Here is a 15,684-nt window from a genome sequence, read left to right as displayed (position 1 = left end):
GCTTCGCTTGTTTTACTACGTTCAAGCAGCGACAAATCCGTGTTTCTTATTCGTGTCGACACGTTCGATGAGCCATGTCAGTCATCGTCGTTGGTTCAGGACCGTCCGTCGATGCCATTGAGGCAGCGCTCTCGGACACCGATCACGAGGTAGCGGTTCATTCCACACCCCCCCAACACTTCGGAGATCTCGCTATTGTCGTTGGAAGCGTTGGCTCGGACTTGTTCTCGACTGTAAACGAGAGAGCAAGAAAGCAAAAGACGCGGTGGATCGCCGTCGAACTCGGGGGCGTTGGTGGCCACAGTATCCCGACTGTCGAAGCCTCGGTTTCGGGATATGGTCCAGAAACCGGCTGTTTCGACTGTCTTCGAACTCGTGTTGTGTCCAATCGCAGTACCGCTGACTCCGAATTCAGTTCTACTTCAGCACACAGCCGTTCCGAGGAGGACACCGAGGACGTCACGACGGCTCGCTTTGCGGGAGCGCTGGCCGGACGAGAAAGTGCTCGGCTCTTGTCTGGTTCGGGATCGCCAGTGCTCGGTGGCGTCATCGAGATTCCTCACGCAATTCGTCGCGTTCTTCCAGTTCCGAACTGCGAATGTAGCAGAGAGCGGGACTGGCGGCTTCGACGGGAGTACGAGGAACGGACGCTCGATGAGGCACTCGAACGTGCAGAGCGGGGACTAGACGATCGGGTCGGATTAGTTCAGGAAGTTGGTGAAGTCGAATCGTTCCCAGTTCCGTATTATCTCGCACAGCTCGGTGATACGTCTGACTTCAGCGACGTGACGGCGAGTCGGCAGGCTGCCGGTGTCGCACTCGACTGGGACAAAGCGTTCATGAAGGCGCTTGGCGAGGGACTGGAGCGATATAGCGCGGGGGTGTACCGATCCGACGACGTTCGCGTTGCTCGAACGACCGATCTCTCGAACGCGATTTCGCCGTCGGCATTCGTTCGTCCAGCGGGGACCGCTGACGACGATCCAATCGAGTGGATACCCGGTGAAAATCTGTCGACAGGCAATCCAGTGTTCCTTCCTGCAGATCGCGTTCTCTTTCCGTACCACGGAGCTGGACCGACCATCACGACTGGTTTAGGATTGGGTAGTTCAGGATCGATGGCGCTTCGTGCAGGATTATCGGAAATCATCGAACGCGACGCCGCGCTGTTAGCGTGGTATTCGACCTACGATCCGCTGGGCCTCTCGATAGACGACGAGGAGTACGAAACGCTCGTCGCCAGAGCTGGGGCAGAAGGTCTCTCCGTGACCGCATCACTGTTGACACAAGATATCGACGTGCCCGTTGTTGGTGTCGCCGTCCATCGAACAAACGGGAGTGGCGACTGGCCAGCGTTCGCAATGGGACTGGCTGCCGATCTCGATGTGTTCGCTGCGGCACGGTCGGCCTGCTGTGAAGCACTTCAGAACTGGACCGAGCTTCGAACGATGGGACGGGAAAACGCCAGCACTGCTGGTGGGCGAATTGGGCATTTCGCTTCACGCCCTTCGTCTGTCGAGGAGTTCATCGCTCCCGAGACGACTGTTTCGGCCTCAAGTGTCTCCGGAAGCGTTCCAACGAAGTCGGACGCGCTCGATGCCCTGGTTCGACGAATCACCGACGCGGGACTCGATGCCTACGCCGCACGACTGACGCCACCGGATGTGGACACGCTTGGTTTCGAAGCTGTTCGTGCTCTCATCCCTCGCGCTCAGCCGCTGTTCGTCGACGATCCGTACTTTGGCGAGCGCGCAGAGACAGTTCCGATCGAACTGGGATTCGAACCACGGTTGCGACGGGAACATCACCCGTATCCGTGAGAGCAGAACGCACATACACAGTAGACGTAGGGCTCGCAGATCCGATGACCGACATTCGAGGGGATGATATTCGTCGCGCGGATGACGAAACGAGACAGATACGCGATCAGCTGGCGGCTGGTGGGATGCTGTACGAAGATATCGATCCTGCGCGTTCTCGGTTTTGGCTTGCAGAACGTGGTGGTACGATCGCTGGAGTTGTCCGTCTCGAACTGGATTTGCCGGGAGCGCTGCTTGGCTCTCTCTACGTCGAACCCGAACACCGAGCGAACGGACTCGGCGAGACGCTCGTCGAACGCATCGAACAGGAAGCACGATCACAGAGGGCGACCAATCTCTATCTCTTCAGTACTAAAGCTGGCGATTATTTCAGAACACATGGATATCAGGAGGTAGCAGTTGAAGAGATAGTTTCGCGAATTACGAATACGCCACAGGTCGAGTACTACAGCGATCGTCCGGATCTCCTCACAGAAGAAATTGCGTTTCGGAAATCCTTCGTGACGGATAGATAGTAGATAATCTCCTTGTCTTCGAACGCAAGAGCAAATGATCAGATCCCGAACGTCGCTCGGAGCATGTCTCGGGTACCCGGTCCGAGACCGACCGCAGTGATTGCGATGAGAAGCAAAAGAGCATAACGCGGATTTTCGTCGAAGATTCTCTCATCGAAGAGCGAGACGACGGCCACTGCAGCAACCACTTTCACGAGAAGGAACGGCCACGCTGTTCCGATAGTATCGATCGCCGACTGTGGAAGCACACTATCAGTGATGTCGATGATGAGCTGGTTGATCGGATGTTTCGCGCTGTAGTAGAACGAAAGACCGAGCTCTTTCGCCCAGTCTGCGGCGAGGACGTTCGCAACCCCATCGAGTGCCTGTGCAAAGATGACAACGAGACCGATGCGTCGAGTTCCAGCGTTTATCCACGGAGCGACCCGATCGGTGGCCGAATAGACGCCGACAGAGATGAGTATTGATAAGATAACGACAAGAATGGTGATCTGTGGGTAGAACCCAGCACTCATTCGTTCGGGAGCGATGGTCGTGGTGACTAAATAGCCGATATAGCCAATCGTGAGGAAGAGAGCAACCGTTCCAATACTCCCAGCGACGTACGTGTACTCCTCTCTTTTGATCACGTTCCATCGAGCGAGTGCGAGTGCCGTCATGAGCGCAGCGAGCGTGACGAAAAAGACGACGAAATAGATGACGGGGCTGATAATGAGCGTGTTGAGTGGGTATCCGATGATTTCCCCAGCGCCAGCTCTGAGGGCAGCGTCAGTCGCATCCTCGACGACCCGGAGTGCACCGCCAAAGAACATGAACGGGACGAGTGCAAAGAAGAGACGGCGGTCACGGCCGATTTGGACCCACCGGAGGAGGTACAAGACCCCGAGCAGCATGAAGATAAGAATCAGTGCGTAGCCAGCTTCAGATACGAGCGTATAGCCCGGTCGTGCGACGACCTTTCCGGCTGTTTCGGCGCTGAGACACCCATCAGAGAGAAGCGTTGCCGTTCCATCAGAGAGCACGGCACACCTGGCGTTATGCGCATCCGCGTAGACAGGACCCCAGAAATACTGCCAGACGAAGCGATCATACACCAGACGCGGGAAGGCAAGGGCACCACCGACCAGTACGACGACAGCGAGCACTGCAGCGACTATCCAGGCTCGCCCGGAGTTGATCACCGAGCTGAACCGTTCGGTCGATTCCATAAACTACCGCAGGTTCAGAGTCGCGTTGTGTTTATGCTTCCGATACACGGCGCTACGTCCGGGTCCGATCCTCGATTGATCGTACTGCAGCGAGTACCTCCTCGTGGATGTGACCGTTCGAGGCGACCAGTCCGGTAGCGTCGTAGCGCCAACGGTCACCGGTGAGATCGGTGACAGTCCCACCAGCTTGTTCGATCATGAACGCACCCGCAACTGTGTCCCACGGAGAGTGATCGACGTTCGAGATGGCGGCATCCAATCCTCCGCTGGCAACGTGTGAAAGAGTACCCTGTGTGCATCCGCTCCGACGAAGATCACCGAACCGCTCGACGACAGCCGTGACGGCGGCGGAAAACTCATCTCGATGATCAAAATCCCACCAGAGAGTCGGTGAAACCACACCCGCTTCTGGATCCGATTCGGAACTCACCTCAACCTGATCGCCGTTTCGCGTGAGACCGTCCGGTCCGGCGATGTAAGTATCACCGAGGGCAGGAAACACATTCACAGCCGCTACACACTCACCGTCGACGAGGCACGCAACACTCGTGGTCCACATCCGCACACCTCGAACGTAGTTACTCGTACCATCGATCGGATCGACGATCCACGCGACGCCCGTATCTGGTACCGTTTTGCGTGCTTCAGCTTCCTCTCCAACGATGGCTTCGTCCGGAAACGTCTCCTCAATGATTGCTCTGACACGTGCTTGGGTATCGCGGTCGGCTTGCGTGACGACATCGGTTTTACTGGCTTTTGTGTCGACAGCGATAGCAGTGCGAAACGACTGCATCGCTACCTCAGCCCCCGCGTGTGCCGCTCGGTCTGCGACCATGACTCTGCTCTCAGCGTCAACCATGTGAATCGGTCCCAGTCCGTCGGGCAAAGATCCGTCGGTCGTATGGATTAGATATGATAGATGGAACAGCTAATGCGTACTGCTGCCGAGCAATCAGTATGAACACGCTCGCAAAGCGCATCCACAACATCACGCCCGATCCACTCCGCATCACGTTCACCGATGGAACGACCGTCGACCTCCGGATGCAGAGCACCGAGTTCTTTCAAGAAGCGTTTCAAGGAGAAGGAGTCTCCGTCGCTGACAACGAAACGTACCGCATCATCACAGAGGGAGAAGACGACGAGACGGTCGTCGCCGGAAAAGAAACCGAAGACGGGTGGGAAATCGTCGGTGCAGTCGTCGATGTCACTCCGATCGATGCATAGAACGCTCCGTCGCTGCGATTGAGGTGAGAGTAGGCTCACTCCCGTACCGGAACGGTCGAGAGATATCTATCGATCAGAGCGTTGTAGTGAAGAAGTTGCGAGGGCAAGATGTTTGCTCCATCTTGCTGCACTCGTGTGAGTGCGAGGGACAGGATTTGAACCCGTGGACCTCTACAGGAGCGGATCTTGAGTCCGCCGCCGTTTCCAGGCTTGGCTACCCTCGCACGCACTTTCAGTCGTCTCTCCGAATGCTAAAACGTTGCGAAGCGCGTCGCCAACGAGCAAACTGCGACCGTCCAGAATGTCGTATGATACCAAGAGTAGTTAACCATCACGCGTGCGGAGAGCTACCGAGTGCGTGAACGCCACTAGAGTCCATCAGCGTACTCGTGGTCTCGTTCGCTCGCACTGGGACACTCACCATCGAGTGTGATTGTCCAGCCGTGAAGTACAGTTGGATCGACAAGCGCGTTGGTGAGTTTCGTTCGCAAATCAAGGAGATCAACACCATAGTAGTCGTTCGGAACACCGTGGAGATACTGTAAGGCAGTCTCGAAGAGTGACCGCATACCAGCATCGTCCTCGAAATCGAAGTGCTTGTACGCGCCTGCTGCTACCTGCACCATTCCGTGGAGAAACGCACTCTCAGTGGTTCCGTTCCCGTAGTTGTACCACTCCGCTTCAAAACAGTCGTGAGACTCGTGAAACGCCCCGGCGTTGTAGAGTCGAACACCGTGGATCGTCGCCCGACGTAGTGTCCCGTGCTCCCAACGGTCGCTCTCGGGAAGCCATCCAGTCGGATTAGAAGCAGACGGAGCCACGGAATCGTCTCGCGTGTGATCGTTCATGCCATCTACTACAAACTATGTTCACGTAACCCCTCGGACGATACTCGTTCGGCAAGTGCAAAGAGAACTTTCTACCAACACAACCATATCTCTAAATCGAACAAGCTAAACCGATGACTCACCTGCTTCGAATGAGAACCGCAATAGTAATCTTTCATATCTTAATCGTATATATGACAAATAATGTGGAAGATTAGTAGGAAAGTGCCCGACAGAAACGAATTAACAGAATATGAGTTCGACGACAACAAATCGCATGATTGATTAGGGAATCCGTGGTACACCTAAACATGCGCGTTGAACAGTTGGGCGAGGGCGAACCAGACCTCGCGGTTGTTGGGTCGATTCACGGCGACGAACCGTGTGGCGCGCATGCGATCGAGACATTGCTTGCGGAGGAACCAGCCGTCGAACGGCCGGTTAAGTTCATCATTGCGAATGAACGCGCACTCGATCGTAATGTGCGCTACGTAGAGACCGATATGAATCGAGTGTTTCCCGGCAATCCCGATGCTGAGGCATATGAAACCCGCTTGGCATACAAGCTTCTAGATGAGCTTCGGGGATGCACGACCCTCTCAATGCACTCAACACAGTCGTATAGTCGTCCATTTGCGATCGTCGACGAAGCAGGCCCGCTTGCAGAGACAATCTGTCCCCACCTTTCGATCGATGTGCTCGTCGAAACGGCAGATTTCGTCAAAAACACGCTGGTCGGATACGTCGATGTCGTGGAGGTCGAATGTGGCCTGCAGGGCTCCGATCAAGCCGCGGAGAATGCCGTGCAACTCGTTAGAGAATTCCTTACCGCTGCCGGGGCGCTTCCCGGCTCTGGCTCTGGCTCTGTCGAAACAGAGGATCGGGCAATTCCAGTCTATCAGCTACAAAAGCTTATTCCAAAACAGCCTGCGGACTCGTATGCAGTTCATGTTGAGAATTTCGAACGAGTCGATGAAGGATCGCCGTACGCCACCATCGACGACAGGGAACTGATCGCTGAGGAGCCGTTCTATCCAGTTCTCATGTCGCCGTACGGATACGATAGTCAGCTCGGATACGCAGCCGAGTTGAACGGAAAGTTGAAGTGACGTAATAGTTATCCTTTGTCTTCTGTCGTGAGTTGGACGAGCGTGAGATCTCGTTCGAGCATACAGTAATCGTGCGGTGGTTCACCGAGAACCTCCGCGATTTTGTATGAGCCGTCGAAATCGGCACCCATCGGTTCGCAGTAGGGGTGACTCGGACATTCGGTGTGGGGGCAGGGTCCTCCAAGCTGCGCTTTCGAACCCGCATACGCACTCGTAGAGGGAACATTAGCACGAACAGGGGCTGGTTCGACATCGACTGCGGTGACGCCAGTGTCGTGGACAGCACAATCCAGCGTTCCGGATTTTCGCACGTTCGTAACCCGATACCGGGTACCTTCCGTAAGGTTGAGACATTGCTCCCGGTACGGACAGCCATCACAGTCAGGTGATGCTCCGTGGTAGACGAATTCGACCCCCTCTTCTGCGAGTCGAGTTCCAATGAGTGTAACAGTGGTCATACCCGAGATAGCGTATCACCGGTGTTAAACACCTCGTCCACAACTGGTGACGGGGTTCAGCCACGAACTAGCGGTCATCAGGATTCGTCGTCGATGCCGGTGAGTTCGTCCAACGCGTCGAAATACGCCGGGCGAGGAATCTGATATAGCCCGCGATAATCAATCTCACCAGCCCCAAACCGATCGGCAAGTTCGATTGCACCTTCAATAGCTTCAGAGCGTGTATCGAATCGTTCTGCGTCGTGTTCTACGTCCGGTTCGAGAAAGAGCGTGACGAACCACGTGTTTGTTTCAGTTCGCTGGTTTCCCGGACGTCGGGTTCGTCGTCCGCGCGTAACATAGACTGTCGGAAGACACGCGGCAGGAAATGATCCCCCGTCGAACACGTCCGGCCGATAAGCGAGGATTATCCGCTCGCTCTCCTCGTTCCAGAGCCGCCATCCCGATGGCGGATCAATGTGCATAGTTGTTGTAAAACACCACAGACAATGAGAGATACGATCGTTGGTCGCCCGTCTCATCAACATGCCGACGCGTGCTAGAGGACCGTATATAAATACTGAGCCACGATTCAATCGTGTCCTTCGTATTTATCAACGACTGCCGGCGGTTTTATTTGTCGCGATGAATGTTAGATACCGCCATCGAGGGAAGACTTATGTATGTGAAGAGCTAACGTGATATATAGTATCGGGGATTATTCCGCCCGTGTGGTCCCCTTCCTCCGTGCTGGTTGGTCGGTATTTGAGACACGGCGGGTCTGTGTGGCGTTGATCGTCATACTTTGATCCGATGGTAGGGGACGCTCGCGCGGTGTAATCTCTGAGACTGACGCGGTCGGGAGAACCAAACCGGCTCCGTGATACCATGACAGGTGACATGGCAACCCTCGAAGACCTCAGCACGGCGTATCAGGATTCAATTCCCGCTGATCTACGTCACACTCATTCGTTTGAGTGGTACCTTGAGACCGTCCACGAGGAGCCCAAGATTTCCCGCAGCGCTCATCAACGCGTTGCGGACATGTTCGATTACTACGGCACCGAATACGATGAAGATGCCGGTGTCGTTGAGTACCGTCTCGCTAGTAAGGATCCGCTTTCCGACGGCGAAAACACCTTCTACGGACGAAGCATCCACGAAGCTATTCACGAATTCGTGAATAAGGTAAAATCCGGTGCTCGTGGGCTTGGTCCGGAAAAGCGAATCAAGCTGCTGCTCGGTCCCGTCGGGTCGGGTAAATCCGACTTCGACCGGCAGGTGCGTCGCTACTTCGAGGACTATACACTCCGAGAAGAAGGGCGAATGTACACCTTCCGGTGGATCAATCTCTGCGATGTGATCCGTGATCAGGACCCAGCCGACGATGTGGTCCGTTCACCGATGAATCAGGACCCGATCGTCTTGCTTCCCCAATCCCAGCGCGATCGGGTCGTTGATACACTCAACGAGCATCTCGACGCACCCTATACCATCCGAAACGAGCAGTCACTCGATCCAGCGAGCGAGTTCTACATGGATAAGCTGCTCGAACATTACGATGATGATCTCAAGCAGGTGTTAGAAAACCACATCGAAATCATCCGCCTCGTGGCCGACGAAAACAAGCGTCTCGCGATTGAGACGTTCGAGCCGAAAGATAAGAAAAATCAGGACGAAACCGAACTCACCGGAGACGTCAACTACTCGAAGCTTGCTGTCTACGGTGAGTCCGACCCGAGGGCGTTCGATTACTCGGGAGCGTTCTGTAATGCCAATCGTGGCGTCTTCAGCGGTGAAGAGTTACTCAAACTACAGCGCGAATTCCTGTATGATTTCCTGCACGCAAGTCAGGAACAGACGATCAAGCCAAAGAACAATCCACGGATCGACATTGATCAGGTGATCGTCGGACGAACCAACATGCCCGAGTACAAGGAGAAAAAGGGCGATGAGAAGATGGAGGCGTTCAACGACCGTACAAAACGGATCGATTTCCCATACGTACTCCAGTACGAGGAGGAGGCGAAGATCTACCAGAAGATGCTCAACAACGCCGACCTCCCCGACATCCACGTCGAACCTCACACGCTCGAAATGGCTGGGCTGTTCGGCGTCCTGACGCGCGTCGTCGAACCAGACGGTGGACAGATCGGTATCGTTCAGAAATCAAAAGCCTACAACGGTGAGATCGACGAAATCGACGATATAGACGTCAAGAAGCTTCGTGAAGAAGCCACAGAAACCGCAGACGTCGGTGAGGGAATGGAAGGCGTCTCACCCCGCTTCATCAGCGACGAGATTGCAGAAGCAATCATGGACAGTATGCACAGGGGTCGAGATTTCCTCTCACCACTCACGACGTTCAACCACCTCGACGCCAATCTCGAAAACCACGGCTCGATTCCCGAGGAACATTTCGAGCAGTACTACCGGTATCTCGAGCTGGTGCGCGAGGAGTACAAAGAGCGTGCGATCGAAGACGTTCGCCACGCGTTGGCCTACGATGTCGATGAGATCCGACGCCAGGGCGAGAAGTACATGGATCACGTCATGGCCTACATCGACGACGACACGATCGAAGACGAGATCACGGGTCGAGAATCCGAACCGGACGAGACGTTCCTTCGGTCCGTCGAGGAGAAGCTCAACATCCCTGAAGACCGCAAAGATGACTTCCGACAGGAAGTCTCGAACTGGGTCTCGCGGCGTGCCCGTGAGGGAACGAGCTTCAATCCACAGGACAACGACAGGCTGCGCAGGGCACTCGAACGGAAGCTGTGGGAAGATAAGAAACACAACATCAACTTCTCGGCACTCGTTTCCAGTGGCGAGACAGAAGACGACGAACGAAACGCGTGGATCGAAGCACTCGTCGATCAAGGCTACTCCCGCGAGGGGGCAAAGGAGGTGCTCGAATTCGCCGGAGCGGAGGTGGCTAAAACTGAACTAGAGGAATGAGTCGGGAGTTCATCCATGAGGCAGACCGTGAGCTGACCGAGACCTACGAAGAGCCGATGGGTATCGAGGAGTACGTCGACTGCATCCTTGAACAGCCCCAACTAGCCTCACACGCGAGTAAATACCTTCTCGAAGCCATCGAAAGCGCTGGTACCCGAACGGTGGTCGAGGAGGGCGAGGAGAACGAACGCTATCGGTTCTTCGACGACCCACACAACGACGGTGAGCACGCCATTCTCGGCAACACTGAGGTGCTCAATGAGTTCGTCGACGATCTCCGATCGATCGCCTCCCAACGTGGTAAAGAGGAGAAGATCGTCTGGCTCGAAGGACCAACAGCGACGGGAAAATCGGAGATGAAGCGATGTCTCATTAACGGGCTTCGGGAGTACTCGAAGACCGACGAGGGGCGTCGATACACCATCGAGTGGAACGTCGCTGGTGCGCGAGAATCCAGCGGGCTTACCTACGGCGATCAGCCAGTGAGCGACGAGGACGATTGGTATGCGAGCCCAGTCCAGTCACATCCACTGACCGTTTTCCCACCGACGGTTCGCCAGCACCTGCTCGATGAGCTCAACGAACGCCTCGATGATCACATCGAGATTCAGGTCGGTAGCAAACTCGATCCCTTCTGTCGGGAGGCCTATGACTACCTCGAAGAGCAGTACCGCAGACAGGGACGCGATGACCTGTTTTCGGCTGTGACGAACCCAGAGCATCTTCGCGTGAAGAACTTCGTGGTCGATATCGGAGACGGAATCGGCGTCCTCCACTCTGAGGACGAAGGAACGCCGAAAGAGCGTCTCGTGGGATCGTGGATGGCAGGAATGTTGCAAAAGCTCGATTCGCGCGGTCGGAAGAACCCACAAGCATTCAGCTACGACGGCGTGCTCTCACAAGGTAACGGTTTGCTAACATTGGTCGAGGACGCCGCACAACACGCTGATCTCCTGCAGAAGCTGCTCAACGTTCCTGACGAGAGACACGTGAAGCTCGATAAGGGTATCGGGATGGACATCGACACGCAGTTGATCATCATCTCTAACCCCGACCTCGAAGCACAACTCAATCAACACGCAGATCGGCAGGGACAAGACCCACTCAAAGCACTCAAGCGGCGTCTTGATAAGCACGAGTTCCGGTATCTGACGAACCTCTCGCTCGAAGCAGAGCTCCTTCGGCGAGAGTTAACGAACGAAACCGAAGTGTGGGTGGCCGATTCGTACGATCAGCTGGAGGAGATGATCCGCGAATCACTCACCATCACTGTACGGGGAAGCGAGCAGGACGTAACAGAGCGCGAACTCGCACCACACGCTATCGAATCGGCAGCGCTCTATTCGGTCGTTACGCGCCTCGACACAGACGATCTGCCACCAGGACTCGATCTTGTGGACAAAGCACGGCTGTTCGACGCTGGATACATCCGCGACGGCGATGATCAGCGTGGAAAAGACGAATTCGACTTTGCAGACGACGCTACCGATGGACAGCACGGCATTCCGGTGACGTACACACGAGATGTCGTTGCAGATCTCCTCTACGAAGAGCAGGATCGACACCACCCAGATTTCTCGGTTGAAAACATCATTATGCCACGCGACGTACTAGACGCGATGGCAGACGGACTCCGCGATGCGCCTGTGTTTTCCGACACCGAACGAACGGAGTTCGAGAATCGCGTTGTGCAGGTGAAAAACCAGATCTTCTCTACCCAAGAGGAGGATGTCCTCACAGCGATTATGCGCGAAAAGCGCGTCGACGTGGCGACGGTCGAAGAATACGTCGAACACGTCTACGCGTGGGCCGAAGAAGAGCCGATCGTGAACGACCGCGGCGAACACGAAGATCCCGATCCGCTCAAAATGAAAGTCTTCGAGATCGAGCATCTCGGCCGATTCGACGAGAAACATTACTCGGGAACCGAACCGTCCGAAGCCGTCAGATCGTTCCGAATCGAGAAAATCATCACGGCGCTGAACCGCCACGCGTGGCACAACCGAGACGAGGAGTTCCGGGTGAAAGATGTCAATCCAAAGGAAATCCCCGTGATCCGAACGGTTCTCGGGAGTCACGACTGGGAAGAGGTCAGCCGGACATTCGAGGACTTCGACCCTCGTCAGTGGGATGATCCACCAACCGGGACCGAGACAGCCACAGTGAAAGAAGAGACCATCGACAACATGATCGAGATGTTCGACTACAGCGAAGCGTCTGCTGAGCTGACGAGTCGACACGTCATGAGTCAAGTGAGTTACAAATGGGACTGAGAGACGACCTCGAACGGTACCGGGAAGTCGGTGAGGAGCGCAGGCAAGACCTCGCCGATTTTATCCAGTACGGTGACCTCGGACAGAGTCTTCCCGATGAGATTCACATTCCGATCAAGATCGTTGACCTCCCCTCGTTCGAGTACGACCGACGCGATCAAGGTGGCGTCGGGCAGGGAAACGATGAGGCACCGGATGTCGGTGAACCTGTTGGACAGCCAGAGCCGGGTGACGGTGATGAAGAGGGAGAGCCGGGCGAAGAAGGTGGTGAGCACGAGTACTACGAGATGGATCCCGAGGAGTTCGCACAGGAGCTCGATGACGAACTCGGGTTGGATCTTGAGCCAAAAGGAAAGCGGGTCGTCGAGGAGAAAGAAGGCGAGTACACCGACATCACACGGACAGGTCCAGCAAGCACACTCGATTTCGATCGGTTGTTCAAATCGGGATTGAAGCGCAAGCTGGCGATGGATTTCGACGAGGACTACGTCCGCGAGGCACTCAAGGTCGAAGGCATGGGACCGGCTGCTGTCTTCCAGTGGGCTCGAGAGGAGAGCATCCCAGTCTCGCGAGCGTGGATCGACGACGCCTACGAGAGCCTCCCTCCCGAAGAACGGACCGAGTGGGAGAGCATCGAAGAGATGATGGCATCGGTCGAGCGAACGTCGACAGCCACGCGGATCCGCGAAGAAGGAATCGAAGAGATACCGTTCCGGCGCGAGGACGAACGATATCGCTACCCGGAGATCATCGAAGAAAAAGAGCGGAACGTTGTCGTCGTGAACATTCGTGACGTGTCGGGCTCTATGCGTGAGAAGAAGAGAGAGCTGGTCGAGCGAACGTTTACGCCGCTGGACTGGTATCTGACAGGCAAATACGACAACGCGGAGTTCATCTACATCGCCCACGACGCCGACGCGTGGGCGGTCTCGCGCGATGAATTCTTCGGCATTCGATCTGGCGGTGGAACACGCATCTCGAGCGCGTACGAACTCGCAGCCGAACTCTTAGAGGAGTATCCGTGGAGCGACTGGAATCGCTATGTGTTCGCAGCTGGCGACTCGGAGAACTCCTCGAACGACACCTCCGAGCGTGTGATTCCAATGATGGAACAGATCGACGCAAATCTTCACGCGTACGTCGAGACACAACCGAGTGGAAATGCCATCAACGCGACCCACGCAGAGGAAGTCGAGCGTCACTTCATCGACAGTGGCAACGTTGCAGTCGCATACGTGACGAATCCGGGCGACGTCGTTGATGCCATCTACACAATCTTGAGTACCGAGAGCAATGAGTAAGCCACCGACAGACAGAGCGGATAAGCAGCGAATCGCACAGGGACTCGAATCCACCGTGCGTGAGGCACGAGTGTTAGCTACGAAGCTCGGTCTCGATCCGTACCCAGTGAACTACTGGGTCGTCGATTACGACGAAATGAATTCGCTCGTGGCGTACAACGGATTTCAGGATCGCTATCCACACTGGCGCTGGGGAATGAAGTACGACCAACAGCAAAAACAGCGTCAATTCCTCGGCGGAAAAGCCTACGAACTGGTCAACAACGACAATCCGGCACACGCGTTCTTACAGGAATCGAACGCACTGGCGGACCAGAAGGCGGTCATCACGCACGTGGAGGCCCATGCCGACTTCTTCGCAAAGAATCAATGGTTCGGACTGTTCTCTGACAATCCCGATGCAGCCCGGATGCTTGCGAGCCACGCAGAGATCATCGAGTCGTATATGGATGATCCCGAAATCGACCGCGAGGAGGTTGAGGCGTGGATTGACAACGTGCTCTGTATGGAAGACTGCATCGACCAATACCAGCCGTTCTCGACGGCAGAGGGATGGCCGAACGAAACACCGACCGACGAGGATATCGACGAGAAATTGGGCGATCTCGGTCTGAGCGAAGAAGTGATCGGACAGGTCTTCGACGACGAGTGGTTAGACGAGCAACGAAAGGACGAGGACGTGACATCGTTTCCCGCCGAACCGAAACGAGACATCATCTCATTCCTGCGCAAACACGGAATGCGCTATGACGATGACTCCGAAAAAGCAGTCGAATTCGAGGACTGGCAGCGCGAAATAATGGAACTCCTCCGTCGAGAGGCGTACTACTTCGCACCCCAAAAAATGACAAAAGTTCTCAATGAGGGGTGGGCTGCCTACTGGGAGTCGATCATGATGGGTGAGGAGGGATTCGCGGACGAAAACGAGTTCATTCACTACGCGGATCACCAATCGAAAGTGCTCGGTTCGCCCGGCTTCAACCCGTACAAGCTCGGCAAGGAGCTGTGGGAGTATATTGAGAACGTGACGAACCGCCGGAACGTGGTTGAGCATCTCCTCCGGACCGAGGGCATTACGTGGCGGAATTTCCACGACACGGTCGATCTCGATCGGGTGATGAAGCATCTTGAACCCGATTCCGTGGTTGACCGGGTTGACAGCGATACGCTCGCTGCGCTCGATCCCGAGGATCCACGCATCGATAACGAGGGACTCGCCGCCGCGAAAGCGGGAGAGATCGACGCCGATCGATTCCCGTGGAAGGTACTCACCTACGAGGGGCTAGTCGAGCGTCACTACTCACTTGCGAAGCCACAGAACCGCGGCTTCCTCAAACAGATCACGCAGACGGACGTAGAGCGCATCGCGCGGTATATGTTCGACGATGCGCGGTACGCGACTGTCGAAGAGGCGCTCGACCATGTCGATTACTGTGCTGGATGGGATCGGATGCGTGAAGTTCGTGAGAGCCACAACGACGTGACCTTCCTCGATGAGTTTCTCACCCAGGAGTTCGTCAACGAGCACAGCTACTTCACCTACGAGTATATGGAGACGACGAAGGACTACCGGGTGACGAGTACCGACGTAGAAGACGTGAAGAAAAAGCTCATGCTCCAGTTCTCGAACTTCGGCAAGCCGACAATTGTCGTCGAAGACGGTAACTACAACAACCGCAACGAGCTGTTGCTCTCTCATCAGTACAACGGCGTCATGCTCGATGTCGAACAGGCACAACAGGTGTTAAAACGCGTCTTCAAACTGTGGGGACGCCCGGTAAACCTAAAAACGATCGTCAAGGAACTCGACGAGAATGATATCGAGGTGGCCCGTCGGCGCGACAGCGAGCCGACACCCGAGGAACGCGGGAATCTCCTCCGCTACGACGGCGAAGATCTCACTGCGACCGAGCTTCCGTGGAACGAAGTCGAACACCTCGCCGCAACGGATGTCGATTACGACACCAAACCCGAAGAATGGCTCGCCTGATTGACGATTATCACGA

At 55.5% G+C, this 15,684-nt stretch carries 13 protein-coding genes and 1 tRNA gene; 8 read left to right on the top strand and 6 right to left on the bottom strand.

The features are described from left to right. The first annotated feature begins 74 nt into the window (after positions 1-74). Entirely contained in the window at positions 75-1,820 is a 1,746-nt protein-coding gene (locus MW898_RS02010) for a YcaO-like family protein (protein ID WP_248904092.1), read from the top strand. A gap of 44 nt (positions 1,821-1,864) precedes the next feature. Further along, positions 1,865-2,335, top strand: coding sequence for a GNAT family N-acetyltransferase (locus MW898_RS02005; RefSeq protein ID WP_248904090.1), 471 nt, complete (start codon positions 1,865-1,867; stop codon positions 2,333-2,335). A gap of 38 nt (positions 2,336-2,373) precedes the next feature. Here MW898_RS02005 and MW898_RS02000 read toward each other — a convergent pair whose 3' ends face one another. Both MW898_RS02000 and MW898_RS01995 read right to left on the bottom strand, forming a co-directional pair. Further along, positions 2,374-3,543, bottom strand: coding sequence for a DUF63 family protein (locus MW898_RS02000; RefSeq protein WP_248904088.1), 1,170 nt, complete (start codon positions 3,541-3,543; stop codon positions 2,374-2,376). A 52-nt stretch (positions 3,544-3,595) separates the two neighbouring features. Next, entirely contained in the window at positions 3,596-4,402 is an 807-nt protein-coding gene (locus MW898_RS01995; protein WP_248904086.1) for an inositol monophosphatase family protein, read from the bottom strand. Between the two features lie 98 nt (positions 4,403-4,500). On the opposite strand from MW898_RS01995, the gene MW898_RS01990 reads away from it, so the two are divergent. Further along, the gene (locus MW898_RS01990) at positions 4,501-4,770 is read left to right on the top strand and encodes a DUF8072 family protein (RefSeq protein WP_248904084.1); all 270 of its coding nucleotides are present in this window, start codon (positions 4,501-4,503) and stop codon (positions 4,768-4,770) included. Positions 4,771-4,910: 140 nt separating this feature from the next. On the opposite strand, the gene MW898_RS01985 is transcribed toward MW898_RS01990, so the two are convergent. Together MW898_RS01985 and MW898_RS01980 are read right to left on the bottom strand one after the other, a co-directional pair. Next, positions 4,911-4,994, bottom strand: a tRNA-Leu gene (locus MW898_RS01985). Positions 4,995-5,138: 144 nt separating this feature from the next. Beyond that, positions 5,139-5,618, bottom strand: a complete 480-nt coding sequence (locus tag MW898_RS01980; RefSeq protein ID WP_248904082.1) for a DUF309 domain-containing protein — start codon at positions 5,616-5,618, stop codon at positions 5,139-5,141. A gap of 290 nt (positions 5,619-5,908) precedes the next feature. On the opposite strand from MW898_RS01980, the gene MW898_RS01975 reads away from it, so the two are divergent. Beyond that, positions 5,909-6,706, top strand: coding sequence for a M14 family metallopeptidase (locus tag MW898_RS01975; RefSeq protein WP_248904080.1), 798 nt, complete (start codon positions 5,909-5,911; stop codon positions 6,704-6,706). 8 nt (positions 6,707-6,714) lie between these two features. Here the strand turns inward: MW898_RS01975 and MW898_RS01970 are convergent, their stop codons facing one another. Together MW898_RS01970 and MW898_RS01965 are read right to left on the bottom strand one after the other, a co-directional pair. Next, positions 6,715-7,164, bottom strand: a complete 450-nt coding sequence (locus MW898_RS01970) for a UPF0179 family protein (protein ID WP_248904078.1) — start codon at positions 7,162-7,164, stop codon at positions 6,715-6,717. A 77-nt stretch (positions 7,165-7,241) separates the two neighbouring features. Next, positions 7,242-7,628 carry a DUF5820 family protein gene (locus tag MW898_RS01965; protein WP_248904077.1) on the bottom strand — a complete coding sequence of 129 codons (387 nt, stop codon included), beginning with the start codon at positions 7,626-7,628 and terminating at the stop codon, positions 7,242-7,244. Between the two features lie 403 nt (positions 7,629-8,031). Here MW898_RS01965 and MW898_RS01960 point away from each other — a divergent pair, with 403 nt between their 5' ends. The 4 genes from MW898_RS01960 to MW898_RS01945 are packed head-to-tail and all read left to right on the top strand — an operon-like array spanning position 8,032 to position 15,668. Continuing rightward, a complete protein-coding gene (locus MW898_RS01960; RefSeq protein ID WP_248904075.1) occupies positions 8,032-10,104 on the top strand; it encodes a PrkA family serine protein kinase in 2,073 nt (690 codons plus the stop codon). Further along, complete coding sequence (locus MW898_RS01955; protein WP_248904073.1) at positions 10,101-12,377, top strand: PrkA family serine protein kinase; 2,277 nt, start codon at positions 10,101-10,103, stop codon at positions 12,375-12,377. The genes MW898_RS01960 and MW898_RS01955 overlap by 4 nt, the downstream gene beginning before the upstream one ends. Continuing rightward, on the top strand, positions 12,368-13,678 hold the full coding sequence (locus MW898_RS01950) for a YeaH/YhbH family protein (protein WP_248904071.1): 1,311 nt from the start codon (positions 12,368-12,370) through the stop codon (positions 13,676-13,678). The genes MW898_RS01955 and MW898_RS01950 overlap by 10 nt, the downstream gene beginning before the upstream one ends. After that, positions 13,671-15,668, top strand: coding sequence for a SpoVR family protein (locus tag MW898_RS01945; protein WP_248904069.1), 1,998 nt, complete (start codon positions 13,671-13,673; stop codon positions 15,666-15,668). Before MW898_RS01950 ends, MW898_RS01945 begins: the two co-directional genes overlap by 8 nt. Positions 15,669-15,684: the final 16 nt, after the last annotated feature.

This window comes from Halocatena marina (genome assembly GCF_023276375.1).
GTDB lineage: Archaea > Halobacteriota > Halobacteria > Halobacteriales > Haloarculaceae > Halocatena > Halocatena marina.
Note: the sequence above shows the minus strand (reverse complement) of the source record. Positions and strands in the feature narration are given on the sequence as shown.